Origin of the sequence: Cupriavidus sp. SIMBA_020 (assembly GCF_046535395.1) — a bacterium.
Classification (GTDB): Bacteria; Pseudomonadota; Gammaproteobacteria; order Burkholderiales; family Burkholderiaceae; genus Cupriavidus; species Cupriavidus campinensis.
In genome coordinates this window covers 9,453-31,054 of record NZ_JAWRWU010000026.1, presented here as the reverse complement: position 1 = coordinate 31,054, position 21,602 = coordinate 9,453, and the positions used below count along the sequence as shown (strand labels likewise).

At 62.1% G+C, this 21,602-nt stretch carries 13 protein-coding genes; 1 reads left to right on the top strand and 12 read right to left on the bottom strand.

Annotation, left to right across the window (positions count from 1 at the left end):
• Positions 1 to 102: 102 nt before the first annotated feature.
• The 12 genes from SB751_RS27785 to SB751_RS27730 all read right to left on the bottom strand — a co-directional run bounded on the left by SB751_RS27785 (position 103) and on the right by SB751_RS27730 (position 11,065).
• Entirely contained in the window at positions 103 to 621 is a 519-nt protein-coding gene (locus SB751_RS27785) for a type II secretion system protein (RefSeq protein WP_410748778.1), read from the bottom strand.
• Entirely contained in the window at positions 618 to 1,028 is a 411-nt protein-coding gene (locus SB751_RS27780) for a type II secretion system protein (RefSeq protein WP_410748777.1), read from the bottom strand. The genes SB751_RS27785 and SB751_RS27780 overlap by 4 nt, the downstream gene beginning before the upstream one ends.
• A 5-nt stretch (positions 1,029 to 1,033) precedes the next feature.
• Positions 1,034 to 1,519 (bottom strand): type II secretion system protein, encoded by a 486-nt coding sequence (locus tag SB751_RS27775; protein WP_410748776.1) that lies wholly within the window; start codon positions 1,517 to 1,519, stop codon positions 1,034 to 1,036.
• Between the two features lie 38 nt (positions 1,520 to 1,557).
• On the bottom strand, positions 1,558 to 4,065 hold the full coding sequence (locus SB751_RS27770; RefSeq protein ID WP_410748775.1) for a secretin N-terminal domain-containing protein: 2,508 nt from the start codon (positions 4,063 to 4,065) through the stop codon (positions 1,558 to 1,560).
• Entirely contained in the window at positions 4,062 to 4,442 is a 381-nt protein-coding gene (locus SB751_RS27765; protein ID WP_410748774.1) for a hypothetical protein, read from the bottom strand. The genes SB751_RS27770 and SB751_RS27765 overlap by 4 nt, the downstream gene beginning before the upstream one ends.
• A 140-nt stretch (positions 4,443 to 4,582) precedes the next feature.
• Entirely contained in the window at positions 4,583 to 5,230 is a 648-nt protein-coding gene (locus SB751_RS27760; protein ID WP_410748773.1) for a hypothetical protein, read from the bottom strand.
• A 20-nt stretch (positions 5,231 to 5,250) separates the two neighbouring features.
• Complete coding sequence (locus SB751_RS27755; RefSeq protein ID WP_410748772.1) at positions 5,251 to 5,835, bottom strand: PilN domain-containing protein; 585 nt, start codon at positions 5,833 to 5,835, stop codon at positions 5,251 to 5,253.
• Positions 5,832 to 6,659: a hypothetical protein gene (locus tag SB751_RS27750; RefSeq protein WP_410748771.1), complete on the bottom strand. Its 828-nt coding sequence runs from the start codon at positions 6,657 to 6,659 to the stop codon at positions 5,832 to 5,834. The genes SB751_RS27755 and SB751_RS27750 overlap by 4 nt, the downstream gene beginning before the upstream one ends.
• Positions 6,640 to 8,235 (bottom strand): GspE/PulE family protein, encoded by a 1,596-nt coding sequence (locus SB751_RS27745; protein ID WP_410748770.1) that lies wholly within the window; start codon positions 8,233 to 8,235, stop codon positions 6,640 to 6,642. Before SB751_RS27745 ends, SB751_RS27750 begins: the two co-directional genes overlap by 20 nt.
• A gap of 125 nt (positions 8,236 to 8,360) precedes the next feature.
• Positions 8,361 to 9,551 carry a type II secretion system F family protein gene (locus tag SB751_RS27740; RefSeq protein ID WP_410748769.1) on the bottom strand — a complete coding sequence of 397 codons (1,191 nt, stop codon included), beginning with the start codon at positions 9,549 to 9,551 and terminating at the stop codon, positions 8,361 to 8,363.
• Positions 9,552 to 9,581: 30 nt separating this feature from the next.
• A complete protein-coding gene (gene gspG / locus SB751_RS27735; protein WP_410748768.1) occupies positions 9,582 to 10,043 on the bottom strand; it encodes a type II secretion system major pseudopilin GspG in 462 nt (153 codons plus the stop codon).
• Between the two features lie 38 nt (positions 10,044 to 10,081).
• On the bottom strand, positions 10,082 to 11,065 hold the full coding sequence (locus tag SB751_RS27730; protein WP_410748767.1) for a cytochrome-c peroxidase: 984 nt from the start codon (positions 11,063 to 11,065) through the stop codon (positions 10,082 to 10,084).
• Positions 11,066 to 11,969: 904 nt separating this feature from the next.
• Here SB751_RS27730 and SB751_RS27725 point away from each other — a divergent pair.
• On the top strand, positions 11,970 to 21,566 hold the full coding sequence (locus SB751_RS27725; RefSeq protein WP_410748766.1) for a pre-peptidase C-terminal domain-containing protein: 9,597 nt from the start codon (positions 11,970 to 11,972) through the stop codon (positions 21,564 to 21,566).
• Positions 21,567 to 21,602: the final 36 nt, after the last annotated feature.

Genomic DNA, 21,602 nt, shown 5'->3' with positions numbered 1-21,602 from the left:
TCTTCTCGTTCCCAACTGCTGACTCCGGTTTCATCTTCACACTTTAACAAGGTGTCCACCGGGACGGCAGCAGCCCAGGGAGAATGGGCTTTGCGGCGGCAATCATTTGGCAGGCGTAGGAAGGGCGGGTTGCAGAGGGTTCTGTGGCGTAGCATCCGGCAGGTAGTAGAAGACCCAGTCGGAGTACTTCTTTAGCCGATTGAAATGCTCGAATGGCGGGCTAAAGTTTGTCTGCCGAATCGGTTCCTGTTCCGAACGACTGTGCAATCCCATCACCCCGCCTTCCGGGGACAAGAGGAGTGCCCAGTCGTTGCGTTTAGTAATGGGATCGGGGTAGAGCGCGCGTAGGTAGCGCCGGGGTTGCGGGTAGCGCGGATCACGCAACAGCGCTGTCAGCGTAGGAGGGAAGCGTGGTTGGCCAGGAGGCGTTCCATCCACGTACAGTTGCAGCGCCCGACGGTATTGGGTTCCCACATAGAGCAACTGCTCCTCCGCCTCTCTACGATCTGTGAGTGTCCCGATCTTCACCGCCGACATCCCCACCAGTCCCAAAATTGCGATAAAGATAAGCAGCGCTAGCAACGCGAAGGCCTGTTGCCGGCGCCGGCCTGTTGGCGTCATAGCGAACTGAACGGCGTGCCGTCCCGGGTCGAGCCTTGGGCGCCACTACGCAAGTCGTAGAGTCTGCCCATGTCGGGGTCACTGGGCGCCACCGGCAGCCAGGTCCCATTGCTTTCGGTTATGGGATCTACAGGCAGCGCATGGAGGTATCGCTTGGTCACCAACTCCTGCAGATCGTTTGGATAGCGGCCGGTATCGCGGAAGTACTGGTCGATGGTCTTGCGCGTGATGCTCAAGTTTTCCTTCAATATAGTTTCCCTGGAAACATCGATGCTGCGGAAATAGCGTGGCAATGCCAGCGATAGCAGCAGCGCCACGATGCTCAGCACCACCAGCAGTTCGATCAGCGTGAACCCATGAAGGTGCCTATGTGTCAGGCGTTGGCGCAGGGCGGAAGTGATCAGCATAGGAGTCACCAGCGGTTGTAGGGGATACCGTTCAAGCCTAGCGTCGATGAGCGGGAGTAGATGTCAAAGACATCACGCCCTTCTGCTGGGGCATCTGGCTCGCTGTCGTAGCTGCGTTTTCCCCAGGTCTCGGCGTCGCTCAGGGCCGGGTCGCGCACCATCGGATCCCTGGGAATGCGGCGCATGAAGTAGATCTTGTGCTTATCCGGGTCGCGCACATCTTCGACGCCGTCGACCAAGGTCTCGAGCGTTGCGGGATAGCCGCTATTGCCGATCGAACGCAGCATACGTCCCGTATCGTAGGCCTGCTTGTAGGCGTCGATACCAATGCGGATCTCGCGCAGCGCAAGACGAAGATCCTTTTCCCGCATCCGCTGAACCTCCAACTGCGTGATAGGCAACACAAGCATCGCCAGGATGGCAAGGATCGCCAGGCTTACCAGCAATTCGAGCAAGGTGAAGCCGACTGGCTGACGCAGAGAGGGACACATATGGTTAGATCGTTCAGACCACATGGCACATGTCGCGACTACTGCGACCCAGCAGTGATCGCCAGCGTCTGGACTGGCGTCGGCAAAGACACGGTGGCTCCCCCGAATCCCGTCGGCGTGATCGACAGGACCTTCAACTGCGTGGCAGCCGTGGCCTTGAGCGCCATGAAGGTCAGCGTTACCAGCGGTCCTTGTCCTGTCGCGCCGGCAGACGCGCTTGCGGCGCGTGTGTCGCTGATGAAGATCTGTCCGGTGGAGGCATCTACACGCTGCGAGAATGAGGTTTGGGTGCCGTCTGAATTGAGTGCGGTGCCCTCGGCGACGTTCACCAATTGCATGGCAGAGGGATCGTAGCCAAGCATCAGCGTCGCGCCGCGAAGCGGTTGTTGGGTATTGAGCATGAGTTGCTGCTGGACGCTGGTTCCCGCCGCGACCTGGGTGGCGCCCGACCACGTGAGACTTGCCCCGGTCCCGCTGCCAGCTCCGCCGCCAGCCGCCGCAGTTGCAGCCGGCGAACTCATCGAACTATTGACCGCAGTTCCCGCTGCAGGCGTATCGAGGGGATTGCCCGAGATATCGGTGCTGCCCTTTGTGGTGGACGAAGCGGACGATACTTCTTGTGCAGCGGGCGCAGGGGATGTGGCGCTGTCGGCCCCTGGCATGGATATCGGCGCGGCCTGGTTGCTTACGGGAAGCTCCGCCACACCACGGAGGCTGGATTCGGTGCCCGAGGCGAAATCGATCAAGCGGGCCTCAGGCCTGAGCGGATTACGAATCAGTCGTGGCGTGATCGACAGCACGATTTCCGTACGTTTCTTGGTGTTAGCGTGGTCCGAAAATAAGCGACCGAGTACCGGGATATCTCCCAGGCCAGGAATCTTGGTCACCGTCTGGGTGTGCTCATCGCTGATCAGACCTGCCAGGATCTGTGTCTCACCGTCCTTTAGGCGTAGTACCGTGGAGGCTGAGCGCGTGCCAATCTGGTAAGCCACTGTCCCTGTGGAGGTGGTGATCTGGTTGGCAATATTGCTGACTTCCAGTGCAACCTTGATCGACACCTCGTTGTCGATAGTGATCGTGGGCGTCACCTCCACCTTCAGGCCGACGTCTAGATACTGGATGCTCTCCGATACGAACCCGGTGGACGTTGCCGTAGACGTAATGTTGGGCACCTTGTTCCCGATCAGGATCTTCGCCGCCTCCCGGTTCTTCACGCGTATCTTGGGGTTGGCCAGTAGTTTCACGTCGGTGTCGGTGCCCGTTAGGTTGATCGTCAACGGCGAGATCGTCGCACCGAGGGTGCTGGAGGTCACGTTGCCTAGGTCGCGCAGCGTGAGTGTGCCGCCAGCGGTGGCCGGCAAGGGCGTCAAAGTCAGCTTGGGCGGGTAGGTGATCCCCATCTCGTCCAGGCGGTTCTTGTTGACCTCCAGTACGGCAACTTCCAGCATCGTTTCGGGGGTTGGCAGGTCTTGCAATGCCACAACCTTCTCGGCCATCTCGATCACTTCGGGCGTATCGCGCATCATGATCATGTTTTGCGTCTTGTCTACCACGAGGTTCTGTACCTTCAGGATGCTTTTCAGCGTAGCGGCCATCTGTTCGGCGCTGACGTTGTTCAAATAGAAGGTATGCACACTCAATGCCTGGTAGTCCTTGAGTTTCGCCGGGAGGTTCGGGTAGATCAATATGGCGCTGGCGTTGATGACTTTCTGCTCTAGCTGGTTGGTAGCCAGCACGACCTCGATGGCGCTCTTCACCGTCACGTCCTTCAAGAACACAGAGGTTTTCTGATCGGGCTTGATGTCCTTGTCCAGCACGAAATTGATTCCCGATGTCACAGACAGCACATCGAACACCTGCTTGAGCAATGCGTCCTTGAACTGGATGGAGACCTTCCGTTGCAGTGCGTCGGTGGGCGCGAGTTGGGAAGCGGGCGTGGTCGATTTGTCCAGAATCGAGCGGATTAACCCGCGTGCGGCCCCGTTGTTGGGGTCCTCTGCCAGAATCGCGCGTGCCTTGGCCATGGCCGCAGCGTTGTCCTTCGCATCGAAGGCAAATTGCGCATCCAGTTGCATCTTGGCGTAGCGGGCGTCCCGCTCGACACGCTCGAGCTCAAGGACAGCTCTGGCATTGTTCGGGTCAATCGCCAGTACGCGGCGCAGCAGTTTGGTGCGTTCTCCCGAGCCGGACCCAGTGGGAAGTGCCTGCGCCTGTGCCATCAAATCGTTGACAGCACGCTCACGTAGGGCCAGGTATGTGACTTGCAACTCCGTGTTGCTCGGGTCGTTGGACAACGCCAGACGTAGTCGTGTAAGACTTTCCTCTACCTTGCCTTGATCAAATGCCGTTCGTGCTTCCTGCGCCACGGGAGACTGCGCGCATGCTGCCACCACGATCAGGCACGCCACCGACAGTGACCCGCGCAGGGCACCCCACCATCGGCCGAAGTACGCGGAGAGCGAGCTGGCGCACCGGGATGTCGCGCAAGGCAGCCCGCTGGGAGTCGGCCGGCGGCCGGGCACGCTGCCATAGTTTTGGTTGTTCATTCGATCTGCAGTGTTTGCCGCTCATGCATCGGCAGGTACTCAAAGGTCATCGTAGGCGGTGTGATGGACAACACCTTGTACTGATCGTCGATGCTGTCGGCTTCTCCCACCACCAAGGTGTTGTCACCGTTGACCAGGAACACGCGCCAGGCATGGCCGAACTGTTCCTTGCCAAGATAGGTAAAAGGCAACGCCGGGGCGGTTGGCGCGACGGGCTCCGCTGCCGCGTTGTCGGGTTGTGCAGCAGGAGCCCAGCTGTGGACGGAGAACAGTCTGCTCGACTCATCGCGCTGCGTGTGTCCGATCAACCGTTCCCGTGGCACAAGGGCCAGCACCCCATCGTGGGCGTTGGCTCTTGTGCGAGTTGGCGCGGGCATGCGCTCCGCCACGCCGCGCGACCCGTCTGCCGGTTCAGGTCGCGTCCCCTCGACCACCGCCGGCGGCGCGTCTTGGCCACCCCATACTGAAAGGTAGACGGCGGCCAGCAGCGTCGCACCTATTGCAAGATGCCGTGCTTTCAAGGGGCCCCCGCAGTGGTTGGCGATACCTTTGATGCGGGCTGTCGATCGTTTGCCGTCTGTCCGGAGGACGTGGACTCCGGTTCGGCGGCGGTACCGCGCTGATAGAGCGTGAGGTGCAACTTCGCCTCCAACGCATCGGCCGCAATCGAGCCACGTTTGAGCTGAATCGCGTCGAGAGACGCAAAGGGCATGCGCATCAGCGTCGCTTCGCAGAACATGCGCAACGCACCATAGCTGCCCCTTAATGGAAGTCCCACGCCTTGCAGCGCAAGTCCGCCCTTAGCGTCTGATGCGTGGTCGTAGTCGGCTTCGGCGAGCGTGAGTCCGGCGTCTTTCGCGTAGCCGAGAAGCGCACTCAGGTGCTGTGGAAACATCTGCTCGTTGGCCAGCGCGTCTGTAAACGCCTTCGCGTGTTGCGCTGATAGTTCATCCGGGCCCACCGCGCGTCCCGGGGAGCCGGCGGCATCACGCTGCGCTAGGCTCGCCTGGATGGCCAGCATGGTCTGGCGATTCTGCGCTTCCAGCCTTGGACGCACGGCCCAGTGCAGGATGGCCGCGCTGATCACGAGCGTCGTGCCTATCCAGATCAGCCAGTTCTGCCGGTGTAGCGCCAGGCGCAGCGTGAGACCGAGATTGCTCGGCATCGGAACTCTTATCGGAATCCTCATGGTGCCTCCTTGGGCAAGGCTTCGCTTGCCAGGGGAGGGGGCTGCTCGGGATACTTCCAGCGTAATGCCAGCGAGAACCGCACAGGGTGGTAGGGATCCTTTGCGTCCACCTGGTGCTTGTCTAGCTGCACTGACTCGATCCCGGGCCGCAACTTTAGGCGTTGCACGTAATCGATCATGTCATTGACCGTGGCGGCTTCAGCACTTAGCTTGAGCACCGATCGGTCCGCATGGGGCTCCAGCGAAAGCAGCGCGACGGTCTGCGGCGTGGCCTGCTCCAGCGTATCGAACAGATCCCGCCACGGCACGTTCAGGCGGCGGATGGCACGGTTGAAGGCGGTAACCTGGTCGGCGGTGAGCGTCGCAACGGGTTGGCGCTGCTGTTGGATTAGGACCCGGGTGCGCTCGCGCACGCGTTCCAGACGCTCTTCAAATGCCTGCTGTTGCTTGGCCAGGCGCACCAAATCGGGCAGTGCGAGGCCGCATCCGAGCATCCCGGCAGCAATCAACATCAGGGCCATCCAAGTTGGCGCGAAGCGCACGGCAGTGCCTGTCGCGAAATCGATGCGCAGCCGTTTCACGTCTGAGGCTCCTCGGCGGGTAGACACGGTGCCTCCAGCACCGCGTGTGTTGGCGAGGCTTCGTGCGCGAGGGTCGGCACCAGATGCTGGATGCGGCAGCCGTCAACACGATGCCCATGCCAGCGGCGCATCGAGTCCCCTGCTGCATACAAGATGCTCGGCGTGGCTATGCCCCATTGCAGGCTAGCGCGCCGGATCAGGGTTCGCAGTGCGTCAGCATCCTGGCACCCTGGGGAGGCAAGCTGGGAGACAGCGATTGGCGTGCCCCCGGAGGCGGCAACAAGTACGGCATGCCGTTCGGTGATATGGGCAAACCACGCCTGTCGCTGAGGCATACGTGGAGCCCACTCGTTCCAGGTCTGCACGAAGCAGGGCGTCACGCTATCGAGACGGGCGCGCTGCTGGGACGCAACACTCGCCAGTGTTTGCAACAACGATTTCGGCAATGCGCATACCAGAAACGGACCGCTGGCGCGCCAGTCGCCCATGCAGATCCAATCGCCAGCGGGGTCCCCGAACAGCGATTCGCATTGCAAGGCACAGACATGTTGCAGCTCACGCAGACTGGCAACTTGTTCCGGGGGGGTGACCACAAAGAACCGCGCCAGTTCGTCATCAATGAGTGCGGACCAGCGAGCACCGCGTGGCAAGCGCAAGTGACTGAACTGCGTGAGCGCCGCCATGAACGTGGGAAAATCCACGATGCTTGGGTGTTCCCCGAGTGCCGCCCGCTGCCATTCGCGGTCGCGCGGCTTACGCCTGCTCAGAATAAACGTCCGATCAGTGACCTGCAGACGGTAACGGTCAGGACTGAAGCGTGACACGCTTGACCTCCTCCAGTGTCGTGATGCCCGCTCGCGCCAGTTTGAGTGCCGCATCGCGGAGACTGCGCGTACCGTGCCTGGCGGCCACTTCCTTCAGTTGGCGTACGGGTGCCTTGCTCACGATCAGCTCGCGCAATTCATCGTTCAATGACAGGATCTCGGCAATTGCCGTGCGGCCCTTGTAGCCCGTGCTGCGGCAGTCACCGCAGCCCGTTCCCGAGCGCAAGCGGTATCCCTGGACATCCTCGTTGCGCAGACCCAGGCGCGACAGCGTCACTGGATCGGCTGTGCTTTCGCCCGCGCAATGCGGGCAGTTGTTGCGGATCAGGCGTTGGGCCCAGATACCGTTGAGCGCCGAGACGAAGGCATAGGGGTCAATGCCCATGTGCGTGAAGCGACCGAACACGTCGAACACGTTGTTCGCGTGTACGGTCGTGAGCACCAGGTGGCCAGTCAGCGCGGATTGGACCGCGATCTCGGCCGTCTCGCGATCGCGGATTTCCCCCACCATGATCTTGTCGGGGTCGTGCCTCAGGATCGAGCGCAGCCCCCTGGCGAAGCTCAGCCCCTTCTTGTCGTTCACAGGGATCTGCAGGATACCCGGCAACTGATACTCGACCGGGTCCTCGATCGTAATGATCTTGTCGCGCCCGTTGTTGATCTCGGTAAGCGCTGCGTATAGCGTCGTAGTCTTGCCGGAGCCGGTTGGCCCAGTTACCAGCAGCATGCCGTAAGGCTCATCGCTCAGACGACGTAGAGTGACCAAGGACTCCTCATCGAAGCCCAATGCCTCAAGCGACAATGCGCCATACGCCTCGATCATGGCGCGCTTGTCCAGGATACGAATCACCGCATCTTCGCCATGAATGCTTGGCATCACCGATACGCGCAGGTCGATATCGCGGTTATTGGATTCCACCTGAAAGCTCCCATCCTGGGGCACGCGCCGCTCGGAGATGTCCAGTTCCGCCAGGACCTTCAGGCGTGAGATCACCTGCGCCGCCAGTTCGCGTCCGGGGATGGAGCGGGCGTGATCGAGCACGCCGTCGATACGGTACTTGATGGTAAGTCCTGAGGCTGTGGCCTCCAGGTGCACGTCTGAGGCAGTGGCCCGTAGTGCGTCGTACAGAGTCGAGTTGACCAGTTTGACCGCGGGGCTGGCGGCCACATTGACAGAGGCAAAAGAGAGCACCTCCATCGCGCGAGAGGTGTGGCCTTCCTCATTCGGATCGGCGACGACGCTGTCGACCGCACGTACCGACTGTTCCTGTTTGACGAGATAGGCATGGATGTCCGAGCGTAATGCCACACGGAAGCTCACGGGCGCACCGGCGCGTGCGGTGAGCCAGGTCTGCAATGCCGCGTCGAACGGGTCACCGATAACGGCAAGAATCTGGTCTGACACTTGCAGCAGTACCCCCTGCCGACGCATCGCCTCGACTAGCGGCAGGCGGTCGAATCTTGGCAGGCTCTGGTCCATCTGCACGGTATCGATGACCGGCCAGCCGAACAGATCAGCCAGCCACGCTGTAAGCGTTCGCAGATGCCCGTCGTGGTGCGCCTCCAGTTCAAGCATGGGCGACTGGCCGGACGACCTGGCACGCTGACACACTTCGCGCAACTCCTCGGGGCCCAAGCCGAGTTCACTGATGCCATCAACTGCATCGGGCGACAACATTAGGGGCCGGAGAGCAGTGTTCGTCATTGCAGGGATGTCGCCAGATCGAAGATCGGCAGGTAAAGCAGCACGACGATGCCGCCGACGACTACGCCGATCAGCAGCATCATGAGCGGCTCAAAGGCGCGTGTGAATCGATCGATGAAGCGTGATATGTCGTTGTCGTAGAAGTTGGAGGCCTGGATCAACATCGCGCCCAGCTTGCCGGAGCGTTCGCCTACGCGCAGCATCCGGAACGAGATCGATGTGGTCAGTGCGTTGTCATGGAAGGTGTCGGCAAACGGCGCACCGGATTCGATCGTTTGTCGCGCCTGCTGCAGCCCAGCCCTCACGTGGAGCGAGACAACGCCTTCGCTCATGCGCAGGGCAGCCACCACTGGAATGCCTGACTCCAGCAGCATTCCCAATGTCAGATATAGCCTGGAAATCTCATACAACTGCACACGCGGGCCCACCGAGGGTAGCCGTATGATCAGCCGGGATAGTGCACCGCTACGGTGCAGGCGTGCCAGCGCTGCAGCGCTGGCAGCCAGGACGATGATGAAGGTCACCGCTGCGGCTGGCGCATGTTCGGCCAGGAACTGCCCCGAACCCAGCAGCCATGCGGACATCATGGGCAGCTCACGCCCCGAGTCCTTATAGATGGACGCGAAGCGGGGTATCACGTATCCACCCAGGAAGGCGGTGACCAGGCCGCCCACCATCATGAGGATGGCCGGATAGATTGAGGCGCTGACGATCTTGCTGCGCACCACATCCACGCGCTGCTGGTACTCGACGTAGCGCGCCAGCGCAGCTGGCAGCGCACCGGTGGTTTCCGCAGCTTGCATCAGGCCGAGATATAGCGGCGGGAACGCATCCGGCATGGCCGCAAGGGCTGCGGAGAAGCGCTGGCCTTCGCGGATCAGGGTGATCAGCCGCTGCAGGACCGCGCGCGCTTCGGGAGCGGCTTCCTTCTCGATTAGGCCCTCCAGCGCCTCGATCAGCGTCAGACCGGCCAGCAGAAGCGCGTGCAGTTCCTGGCTGAACAGCAGCAGCGAGAAGCGCGTGCGCCGCCAGCCAGTGGCGGCCCGTGCCACCCGGGAGACCCGGATGCTGAGTACCTGCAGGCCCTGATCCTGGAGCTGTCGTCGTGCCTCCGCTTCGCTTGGCGCGTCAACGCGAAGCAACTGGATGGCATTCGAGGGGGACAGCACACGCATCTCGAACTTCATGCGAGTCTTCTCCGATGGGTCGTGCGGCTGTCAGGGCCGGACGACATCGGCGTTTTCTCCAGTCCCGCCAGGCTGGCCATCCTTGCCATAGCTGATGACCTCGAAATCGCCGTTGGCACCGGGCGAGCGGTAGATATAGGGGCGCCCCCAAGGGTCCATTGGCGCGTCTCGCTTGAGGTAGGGGCCGTTCCATTTTGCGCCGGCGGCGGCTGGCGCCACCATCAGCGCTTGCAGGCCTTCCTCGGTACTCGGATAGCGGCCGACGTCCAGCCTGTAGGTGTCCAGCACCTTCTCGAATGCTTCTGCCTGGGCCTTGGCCGTCGTTATCTCTGACTTCCCGATCTGGGAGAAGTACTTGGGTCCGACGTACGACGCCAGCAATCCGATGATGACAAGCACGACAAGCAGTTCAAGGAGAGTGAAACCGTGCGGAAGTTGGCAGCATCGGGGCAAGGCCCGGCTGCGCGCCTCTGAAGATCTTACGGATGCCATGGGTCGTCAGGGTTGAGTGGTGGTGTGGGGCGGCAGCGTCATTGGCGCGCGGCTTGTGCGTCTGGCCTGAGCCGGGCTAGGGCCTGTGGACTGGTAGTCAGGGCTTCCAGGAATGCGATCAGGTCCTGCCGTTCCATGGGCGTGAGCAGCAATGTTCGGCCCTGCTCGTTGCTGCGGTAGTAGACCTCGTAATCGACCGCCTGCCAGAGCGTTGGCACGCTGCCGTCGTGCATGTAAGGGGCTGTCACGGCGACGTTGCGCAAGCTGGGCGTGCGAAATTTGCCGATGTCCTTAGGATCGAGTGTTACCACGAAGCGGCCCAGTTCTGCGAAGTCGTCGTTCGAGAGAATGATCTGGTCTAACGGCACCCCCTTCAGCTTCTGAGATGCCAACTCAGTCGTCAGTTGCGCCAGATGTCCGCCGATGCGCTCCATGCCTACAGACAAGGCGTGAAACTCGTTGTCGGTGAACAGGGCCTGGTTGCGTTCGATGGTGTGACACGTGACGCAGCGCGCGGCACCTGTGAAGAGCCGTAGTCCCCGCACGGCGCTGGCGCTGAGCGCATCCTTTTGGCCGCCGAAGGCGTATCGGTCGAACGCCGAGTCGCCAGCGCGTATTGTGGTTTGGTAGGCGGCCAACGCCAGCGCGAGACGCTCGATGCTCACCGGGGAGCCTTTGGTCGCACCGAAGGCGCGCTGAAATGCCTCCATGTACTGCGGATCCTGTTCAATGACATGAAGGACGGAAGCCTCGTCCGGCATGCCCATTTCCCGGGGATTCGTCAGTGGACGAGTCGCCTGGCTTTCCAGTGTGGGATCTCTGCCTTCCCAGAACTGGGAGGTGTTGTGTGCAACGTTCAAGAGGCTTGGCGCGTTTCGTGTGCCCAGCCGTTCGCCAACCCCTTTGGAAACTCGCAGTCCATCACTGAAGAACTGATCCGGTGCGTGGCAGCTGGCGCAGCTATGTGCGCCATCACTGCTGAGCCGCGGATCAAAGAACAGCCTCTGGCCGAGCGTGACCACAGCGGGGCTCGATGGTCCGCTCTGAAGCCTGGGCAGCCCCAAAAGATCAGAGTCCGACGCGCTCGCTGCCGGTGCACGCCCAGGCTGTGCCGCCCACGCAAGGACGACAACAATGCTCGCGGCTGAAGTCAAAGACAGCGCCGCGCGAATCAGGTGGGATTGCTGGGAGAGGGGCTTGCGTGCCCGCAAGCGCGCGAGCGTTGAGCGCCGATCACGCAAAGCGGCGCGGCTGAATGGCCATCGTACCAACGGAAAGACCCCCTGATTTTCTTATCGAACCCGATGGCGGGAAGCGCTGCGATTCACCGCTATCCGAGTGACACCAATCAAACGAAATCGGTGCATGCGGAAATCTATCGATGAATATTCCTGCCAATTTGTTTGAACGATGTTGTCACTCGCCAGCTGAAACTGTCAATCCGACTGTGTTGTTTTTTTAGACACGAAAATAGGTAGATCTGCCGCCAAATCCTTTTGGATTGTAAGAATTAAGTTTGTCTAACATCAGACTTTATTATTTCAAATATCATTTTTGTCATTTTTCTGTGGAGAATGCGCCTCGGTCAAGAGGTTGAAGTTTAGCTTGAGCCACAAACTGCACCAAAATAGGGACGGCAGACGATCGCACACATGTCTGCACCCGCTTGCCCGTCTCAAGGGCGGTTCCGAGCGAGATACAAGGCTTGCACTTGCTGCGCGCGTAATAAGACGGCAAAAGTATTAAGAATCAGACAAATAACATTTAAATTTGCTTTATGTTTTTGCATTAGAGGGAACAGCTGATCGTCTACATCATTGCGGCGGCGTTCTCTTATAAGAATCAAAACAAAGACTGCAATTTTCAGGGGGGTGGGCCCATATGGAAAGGTCCGGAAACGTGTTTGCGCGCCGCGCAGGCGGGATCGTGCGTGCCTGGTTCTCTTTTTCATCCGCCGCCGTCGCCCGGACAGTCGGGGTTCTCGCAATTTGCAGCGCTTTGTTTGCCGGCGGCTTGGGTTATGCCGCGAACACCGGGTTCGTCTATGACGATCTCGGCCGTCTCATTCAGGTTGTCGCGCCTGACGGCACCAGCACCCAGTATGCGTACGATGCGGTTGGCAACATCACTGCGGTCAGGGCCGATGGGGCCAGTACACTGACCGTTGCGAGTTTTTCGCCCGGCAGTGGTCCAGCCGGCACGAATGTCACCCTCTTCGGCAACGGCTTCAGTACTGTCCCGAGCGCAAACTCAGTCAAATTCAACGGGGCGGCGGCGGTAGTCACCGCAGCGAGCGCCACCACTCTTCAAGTCGCGGTGCCCGCCGGCGCCACGACAGGCACGATTTCCGTGTCCAACACGAACGGCACGGCTGTTTCTGCGCGCGATTTCGTTGTTGGTGTGGGATCCACAGGGCCCACCATCACCGGATTCACGCCCTCCCTTGGGCTGGCCGGCACCGCGGTCACAATGACCGGGACGGGCTTCCAGCCAACGACGTCTGGGAACACCGTGGTATTCGGTGCGGCCCAGGGTGCGGTGACCGGCGTTACCGCGCCGAGCCAGATAGTTGCGACGGTGCCGCAGGCAGGGTCCGGCAAGGTCTCAATCACTACAGTCGACGGTACTGCAGTCAGCGCGGACGACTTCTACGTGGTGCCGGCAGGTGCGGTGCCGAGCACCATCGTTGCGGCGCAGCGCATCGTCCCCGACGGCCCTGCGGTCACCCCGATCCTTGGCACGGCAGGCAGTGCAGCACTGCTCATGTTTGACGCGGTAGCAGGGCAGCGGCTCGGGCTCGGGCTTGCGAGCTTCCAGGCCACCCCCGCAAGCGGCAGCCCGCAACTTGTCCTGAGCGTCTACTCTCCCTCGGGCGCCTCGCTGGTCTCGTGCACGGTTACGACTGTCAACAAGTGCACGCTGCCTGTTGTTCCGAAGACGGGCACCTACCGCGTGCTCGCACGCGTCGACAGTACGCATACAGCCAACATTTCCTTGCTGCTGACGTCTGAACATACGGGAGTCTTGACCGCGGATGCGCCGGTGACCACCTTCGCCACAAGCCGGGTAGGCCAGAACGGGCGCTACACGTTCGGCGCCACAGCCGGGCAGAACCTGAACCTGGCGTGGAGCGGAGGCACGTTTGCGGGTACCTACTCTTATTTGTATGTGTACGGGCCAAGTGGCAGCCTGGTCACCAGCCAGTACTTCAGCAACGCGTATTCACCGAATGGCGTGCTGCAGTTGACCAACCTGCAGCAGAGCGGCACCTACACGGTGGTCGTCGATCCGTACCAGGCCAGCATCGGTCAAGTTGGTCTCCAGCTAATGACGCAGACCAGCGGCACGCTCATAGTCGATGGTGAGCCCCTCGCGATCAGTCAGATGGCCGGCGCGACGGGTCGCTACACCTTCGAGGGCACCGCAGGCCAGCGACTGGGCCTGGGCCTGGACACGCTTGTGACGACACCCAACGGTGGCTCTGCGACGGTTACGGTAGTGGCGCCGGACAACGCCACAACGTTAGTCGGTTGCGGTAGCGTTACTGTGGTTGGCGCCAGTTGCAACCTGCCATCCCTGCCGAGCACGGGCACCTATACGGTGGTAGTCACCCCGTCAACGGCTAGCACAGCACTGGGCGGCAAGCTGACGCTCTCCGCCGATGTCAAGGACACGCTGGCAGCTAATGCGCCGGCAACCACCTTCGCAACGAACCGGGCGGGCCAGAACGGCCGCTACACCTTCAGCGCCACGGCCGGGCAGAGCCTGAGCCTGGTCTGGAGCGGCGCCACCTTCGCTGGCGGTAACACCAATCTGTACGTGTATGCGCCGAACGGCGATTCCGTCGCGAGCCAGTACTTCAACACGTCATCGTCGAGCGGGACCGTTCAACTGACCAATCTGCAGCAGAGCGGTACCTACACCGTGCTCATCGATCCCTACGCGGCCAGCTTGGGGCAGGTCGGCGTGCAACTACTGGCACCGGCCACTGGCACATTGGCGGTGGATGGCGAGCCGCTGGCGATCAGCCAGATGGCTGGCGCATCGGGTCGCTACAAGTTTGAAGGCGTCGCAGGCCAGCGACTGGGTCTGGGGCTGGACACGTTGGTCGCAACGCCTGGCGGCGGAAGCGCATCGGTCGCTGTGGTGTCGCCGGACGGCGTGACCACGCTGCTCAATTGCAGTACGTTCTCTGCGCCGGGCAACAGCTGCAATCTGCCATTGCTGCCGAGCACCGGCACCTACACGGTGGTGGTCGCGCCATCAGGATCGAGCACTGCGCTGAGTGGTAACCTGACGCTGTCCTCTGATGTCTCGGGCACGCTCACGGCCAACGATCCGGTGACCACGTTCACCACGGGTCGCGCGGGACAGAACGGTCGCTACACATTCAGCGCCACGGCCGGGCAAAGCCTGAGCCTGACCTGGAGCGGGGCCACCCTCGCGGGCAGCACCGGCTACCTCTATGTCTATGCGCCCAATGGCAGCACCGTGGCAAGTTCCACTTCTGTCAGTAGCGGCGCTCCGAATGGCTTGCTGCAACTCAACAACCTGCAGCAGAGTGGCACTTACACGGTCTTTGTGGATCCGTACCTGGTTACCACCGGCCGGGTTGGGCTTCAGTTGCTGGCGCCGACCACTGGCACGTTGACGGTGGATGGCGATCCGCTGGCGATTAGCCAAATGGCTGGCGCTTCAGGGCGCTATACTTTCGCGGGCGTTGCCGGCCAGCGGCTTGGGCTGGGGCTCGATGCGCTGGTCATCACACCGAGTGGCGGCTATGCCACGGTCACGGTCATGTCGCCGGACAATGTGACGACGCTGGTCAGTTGCGAGAACGCCTCCGCCCCTGGCAACAGTTGCAATCTGCCGCCACTGCCCAGTACGGATACCTACACGGTGATCGTCACGTCGTCGAGCTCGAACCGTGCGCTGAACGGCAACCTGACGCTGTCTGCCGATACCCGGGATACGCTCACCGCCAATGCCCCGGTGACCACCTTCGCGACAACGCGGGCGGGTCAGAACGGACGATATACGTTCACCGCCAACGCCGGGGATAACCTCAGTCTGGCCTGGAGTGGTGCCACATTTTCTGGCACCTACGGCTACCTCTACGTGTACGCGCCGAACGGCACCACACTGGCGAGCCAGTCGTATGTCAACAGTGGCACGCCGAACGGCATGCTACAGATGAACAACCTGCAGCAAAGCGGTACCTATACTGTGGTAATCGACCCGTACCAGGCCAACACTGGCCGGGTGGGCCTGCAGTTGCTAGCGCCGGCCAGCGGCACACTGACGGTGGACGGTGAGCCGCTGGTGATCAATCAGATGACGGGTGCCGCAGGTCGCTACACCTTCGCAGGCGTGGCGGGACAACGGCTGGGTCTGGGGCTGGATTCCCTGGTCATGACGCCCAGCGGCGGCTCTGCAACGGTGGCAATCATGTCGCCTGACAACGTCACCACGCTGATCAACTGCGGCAGCTTCCCTGCGAGCAGCAGCTGTAACCTGCCGTCGCTGCCCAGCACTGACACGTATACGGTGGTGGTCACGCCGTCAAATGCAACTATTGCATTGAGCGGCAGGTTGACGCTGTCTGCCGATATCCGTGACACGCTAACCGCCAATGCGCCGATGACTACCTTCGCGACGAATCGTGTGGGTCAAAACGGTCGCCTCACCTTCAGCGCCACAGCCGGGCAGGACGTGAACCTCGTCTGGAGCGGCGCCACGTTCGCTGGCGGCTACACCTATATGTACGTGTACGCGCCGAACGGTGATTCCCTCACGAGTCAGTACTTCAGCAGCACAAATTACTCGAGCGGTTCCGTGCAGCTGAGCAACCTGCAGCAAAGCGGGTCTTACACCATCGTCATCGATCCGTACGCGGCCAGCACTGGCCAGGTTGGATTGAGGCTGCTGGCGCCAATCAGTGGCACGCTGGCTGTGGATGGCGAGCCGCTGGCGATCAGCCAGGCCGCTGGCGTACCGGGACGTTATAGCTTCGCCGGTGTTGCAGGACAGCGCTTGGGTCTGGGACTGGACACACTGGTCACCACGCCCGGCGGCGGATATGCGTCAGTCGTCGTGGTGTCGCCGGATGGCGTGACCACGCTGCTCAATTGCAACACGTTCTCCGTGCCGGGCAATAGCTGCAACCTGCCGTCGCTTCCGAGCACTGGCACTTACACGGTCGTGGTCTCCCCGTCGGGACCGAGCACTGCGCTGAGCGGCAACCTCACGCTGTCTTCCGATATCTCGGGCACGCTCACGGCCAACGATCCGGTGACGACGTTCGCGACGGCCCGTGCTGGCCAGAACGGTCGTTACACCTTCAGCGCCACCGCCGGGCAGAGCCTGAGTCTGGCCTGGAGCGGCGCCACCCTCGCGGGCAGCACCGGCTACCTGTATGTCTATGCGCCCAATGGCAGCACCGTGGCAAGTTCGACTTCCGTCAGTAGTGGCACTCCGAATGGCGTGCTGCAACTAAGCAATCTGCAGCAGAGCGGCACTTACACGGTCCTGGTAGAACCGTATCTGGTTGGCACTGGCCAAGTTGGTCTGCAGTTGCTGGCACCTGCCACCGGCACGTTGACAGTGGATGGCGAGCGACTGGCGATCAACCAGACGGCTGGCGTCTCAGGCCGCTACACCTTCGCGGGCATCTCGGGTCAGCGGTTGGGCCTCGGGCTTGATACTTTTGCCACTGCGCCGGGCGGAGGGTCTGCGTCTGTCACGGTGATCTCGCCGGACAACGTCACCACTCTGGCCGGTTGCGATGCGGTGACTGCGCCGGGCAACAGCTGCAACCTGCCAGCCCTGCCGAGCACCGGTACCTACACGGTGGTGGTGACGCCGTCGAGCGCGAACCGTGCGCTGAGCGGAAACCTGATTCTGTCGACTGATGTGGCGGGCACGCTGTCGTCGAGCCCCTACACCTTCCATGCCACTCGCCCGGGCCAGAATGGACGCTTCACGTTCACCGCGGACGCCGGCGACAACATCACTATCAGTACGATCGCGCCGACCATCGGACAGAGCAACCTGGTGGTCTATGGACCGACCGCCAACTTGCTGCTGAGCCGGATCATCTCCGCCGGAACTTCCACGACTACCTATCCATTGAATGATCTGCAACAAAGCGGCACCTTCACGCTCGTCGTGGATCCGATGCTGCTGTACACCGGCGATATTGGGCTGACGGTTGTGAAGACAGGCGAATTCACGCCCCCGGAAATGAGCTATAACGGCGTCGTAACGGTGGACGGTGCGCCGCTGGCCATCAGCCAGCTGGCAGGCACCACGGGTCGCTATGTCTTCGAAGGTGTCGCAGGCCAGAGCCTGAGCCTGGGCCTGGATGCGTTGGCCGTGACACCTAGCGGCAGCTACGCATCCGTGGTGGTGATGGCGCCGGACAATGTGACCGCGCTGATCAGTTGCGGGACGTTCTACGCGCCTGGCAACAGCTGCAGCGTGCCGACGCTGCCCAGCACCGGCACCTACACGGTGGTGGTGACGCCGATCAACTCTACCACTGCGCTGAGTGGCAACCTGTTAGTCTCGGCCGATATCAGAGGCACGCTGACGGCCAATGGGCCAGTGACGACCTTCACGACGACTCGGCTGGGCCAGAACGCGCGCTACACCTTCAGCGCCACAGCAGGGCAGAACTTCAGCCTGGCTTGGAGCGGAGCCACGTTTGTGGGCGCCTATACCAATCTGTATGTGTATGGGCCGAACGGAAGTACCGTAACGAGCCAACCCTTCAGTAGTACGTACATACCGAACGGTGCGCTCCAACTGAGCAACCTGCAGCAAAGCGGTACCTACACGGTTGTCGTTGACCCATACCCGACCAGCACTGGCCGCGTCGGATTGCAACTGCTGGCACCGGCCAGCGGAACGTTGACGGTGGATGGCCCGCCGCTCGCAATCAGCCTGACGGCTGGGGCCGCGGGACGCTATACCTTTGAAGGCGTGGCGGGCCAGCGGCTGGGCCTGGGCTACGACGCGGTGGTCGTGACGCCCACCGGCGGCAATGCAACGGTCATGATCCTGTCGCCAGACAATGTCACCGCACTGGTCACTTGCGACGGAGTCTATGCCGCTGGCAACAGCTGCAACCTACCGTCCCTGCCCAGTACCGGTATCTACACGGTGGTGGTTACGCCGTCGAGTTCGAGTACGGTACTGAGCGGCAACCTGACGTTGTCCGCCGATGTCCGCGACACGTTGACGGCCAATGCCCCGGCAACGATCTTCTCCACGAGCCGGGCTGGCCAGAACGGACGCTATACCTTCAGCGCCACGGCCGGCGATTCCATGCGACTGGCGTGGATTGGCGCCACCTTCGCGGGCTCCTCTGGCTACCTGTATGTGTATGGGCCGAACGGCAGCACCGTGGCAAGCAATACGACCGTCAGCAGCGGCACCCCGAGCGGCGTGCTGCAACTGAACAATCTCCAGCAGAGCGGGACCTATACTGTGGTGGTCGATCCGTATTCGGCCACCACCGGCCGCGTCGGGCTGCAGCTTCTGGCTTCCGCAGGCGGCACACTGGCAGTGGATGACGTGCCCCTTGCGATCAACCAGATCGCTGGCGCCGCAGGCCGCTATACCTTCGCGGGCGTCGCTGGTCAGAGACTGGGTCTTGGTCTGGACTCTCTGGTCACCACGCCGGGCGGTGGGACTGCGGCGGTCACGGTGATCGCACCTGACAATGTCACCACGCTGGTCAGTTGCAGCACGTTCTCTGCCCCGGGCAACAGCTGCAACCTGCCATCGCTGCCCAGCACCGGCACCTACACAGTGGTGGTGACGCCGGGAAGCCTGAGCACTGCGCTGAGTGGCAAGCTCACGCTGTCCGCGGATATCCGCGACACGTTGACGGTGAATGCGCCGGCGACCACGTTCGCGACGAGTCGTGCCGGCCAGAACGGGCGGTACACCTTCAGCGCCACTGCAGGTCAGAATCTCAGCCTTGCCTGGAGCGGCGCCACGTTCGTGGGCTCCTACACCTATCTGTACGTGTACGGGCCGAACGGCAGCATCCTGGCAAGCCCGTATTTCAGCAGCGCGTCATCGCCGAGCGGTAACGTGCAGCTGACCAACCTGCAGCAAAGCGGCACCTACACGGTGGTGGTCGATCCGTACGCGGCCAGTACCGGCCAGGTGGGGCTGCAACTGCTGGCACCAGCCAGCGGCACGCTAGCGGTGGATGGTGAGCCGCTGGTGATCAATCAGGTGGCTGGCGCATCGGGCCGCTACGCCTTTGCAGGGACCGCGGGCCAACGACTCGGTCTGGGTCTGGACGCCATGGTCACGACGCCGGCTGGTGGCTATGCGTCCGTCACCATTGTCTCGCCCGACGAGCTCACCACGCTGGTCAACTGCTCCACCGTGTATGCGCCTGGCAATAGTTGCAACTTGCCGTCGCTGCCCAGCACTGGCACCTACACAGTGGTGGTCACGCCGTCCAGCTCGGGCACCACGCTCGCCGGCAAGCTGACATTGTCCGCCGATGTTGTGGACACTCTCACGGCCAATGCACCGGTGACCACGTTCGCAACGGGCCGTGCGGGCCAGAACGGACGCTTCACCTTCACCGCCACGGCTGGGCAAGACCTGAGTCTGGCGTGGACTGGCACCACGTTTGTTGGCAACTACACCTCTGTGTATGTGTACGCGCCGAACGGCACCTCGCTGACAAGCCAGAGCGTGAGCAGTACCTACTTGCCGGTCGGCTCCGTGCAACTGACCAATCTGCAGCAGAGCGGCACCTACACGGTGGTTGTCGACCCGTACCAGGCCGCCGTGGGTCAGATTGGACTGCAACTGCTGGCAACGGCGGGCGGTACGCTGACGGTTGATGGCGAGCCGCTGGCCATCAACCAGCTGGCAGGCGCCACGGGACGCTATACCTTTGCCGGCGTGGCAGGCCAACGCGTAGGCCTGGGTCTCGACACCCTGAGCCTGACGCCTAGCGGCGGCTACGCAACGATTGTGGTGTTGGCGCCGGACGATGTCACCACGCTGGTCAGTTGCGAAAACGCCTATGTCCCGGGCAACAGCTGCAATCTACCAGCGCTGCCGAGCACCGGCACCTATACGATAGTGGTGACGCCGCCCACCTCGCGCACCGCGGTGACCGGCAACCTGACGCTGTCCACCGATGTTCGGGACGCGCTCACGGCGAATGCCCCGGTGACTACCTTCGTCGCAAACCGGGTGGGCCTGAACGGACGCTATACCTTTACCGCCACCGCCGGGCAGAACCTCAGCCTGATCTGGACCGGCGCCACGTTGACGGGGTCCTCCGGCAACCTATATGTGTATGCGCCGAACGGCACGACTGTGGCGAGCAATTCGTACGTCAGCAGTGGCACCCCGAGCGGCACGCTGCAACTGTCCAACCTGCAGCAAAGCGGCACCTACACGGTGGTCGTCGATCCCGTCCAGGTCAGCACCGGCACGGTCGGGCTGCAACTGGTGGCACCGGCCAGCGGCACCCTCACGGTGGATGGCGAGCCGCTGGCAATCAGCCAGATCGCTGGTGCCGCGGGGCGCTATACCTTTGAGGGTGTAGTCGGTCAGCGGCTGGGTCTTGGCATGGACTCGCTGGTTGCAACGCCGAGCGGCGGCTATGCGTCGGTCACGGTGATGGCTCCTGACAATGTCACCACGCTGATCACTTGCAGCGCCTTCCGTGCGCCGGGCAACAACTGCAACCTGCCGTCGCTGCCCAGCACCGGCACCTACACGGTGGTGGTGACGCCGAGCAGCCTGGGGACTGCGCTGAGCAGCAATCTGATGCTGTCCACTGAGATCCGGGGCACGCTGACGGCTAATGACCCCGTGACCACGTTTGCAACCAATCGGGTCGCCCAGAGCGGGCGGTATACCTTCAGCGCCACGGCGGGTCAGAACCTGACACTGGCATGGAGCGGCGCCACGTTCGTGGGCTCCTATACCTATCTGTATGTGTACGCACCCAACGGCAGCACTTTGGCGACCGCAAATTTCAGCAGCACCAACTCGCCGAACGGCGTGGTACAGCTGAACAGCCTGCAGCAAAGCGGCACCTACACGATCGTCGTGGACCCGTACGAGGCCAGCACCGGCCAAGTCGGCCTGCAGTTGCTGGCCCCGGCTACCGGCACGCTGACGGTGGAGGGAGATCCCCTCGCCATCAACCAGGTTGCCGGCGCTTCGGGCCGCTATACCTTCGCGGGCACGGCAGGTGATTTTCTCAATCTGGGCCTCAGCAGCGCTGCTATCACGCCGGCCGGCAGCACGGTCACGGTTACGGTGATCTCCCCCGATAACGTCACCACGCTGGTCAACTGCGGCAGCTTCAGCGGAAGCGGGAGCTGCAGCGTCCCAGCGTTGTCGAGCACCGGTGCCAACAACAGCGGGCTGCCGAGCACAGGTACCTACACCGTGGTGGTCACGCCAGGCAGCTATGCAACCACAGTGAGTGGCTCCCTGAGCCTGAAGCGATTCAGCCTCCGCCCGTAGTGCCAAGGTAAGACACAGACAACGATGACGAGAACC

Bases quoted from the DNA above. Each gene is read 5' to 3' on its own strand.
- SB751_RS27745 (WP_410748770.1), bottom strand. From the start codon at position 8,235: ATGCTTGAACTGGAGGCGCACCACGACGGGCATCTGCGAACGCTTACA.
- SB751_RS27780 (WP_410748777.1), bottom strand. From the start codon at position 1,028: ATGCTGATCACTTCCGCCCTGCGCCAACGCCTGACACATAGGCACCTT.
- SB751_RS27765 (WP_410748774.1), bottom strand. From the start codon at position 4,442: ATGCCCGCGCCAACTCGCACAAGAGCCAACGCCCACGATGGGGTGCTG.
- SB751_RS27760 (WP_410748773.1), bottom strand. From the start codon at position 5,230: ATGCCGAGCAATCTCGGTCTCACGCTGCGCCTGGCGCTACACCGGCAG.
- SB751_RS27770 (WP_410748775.1), bottom strand. From the start codon at position 4,065: ATGAACAACCAAAACTATGGCAGCGTGCCCGGCCGCCGGCCGACTCCC.
- gspG (WP_410748768.1), bottom strand. From the start codon at position 10,043: ATGGCATCCGTAAGATCTTCAGAGGCGCGCAGCCGGGCCTTGCCCCGA.
- SB751_RS27785 (WP_410748778.1), bottom strand. From the start codon at position 621: ATGACGCCAACAGGCCGGCGCCGGCAACAGGCCTTCGCGTTGCTAGCG.
- SB751_RS27775 (WP_410748776.1), bottom strand. From the start codon at position 1,519: ATGTGTCCCTCTCTGCGTCAGCCAGTCGGCTTCACCTTGCTCGAATTG.
- SB751_RS27740 (WP_410748769.1), bottom strand. From the start codon at position 9,551: ATGAAGTTCGAGATGCGTGTGCTGTCCCCCTCGAATGCCATCCAGTTG.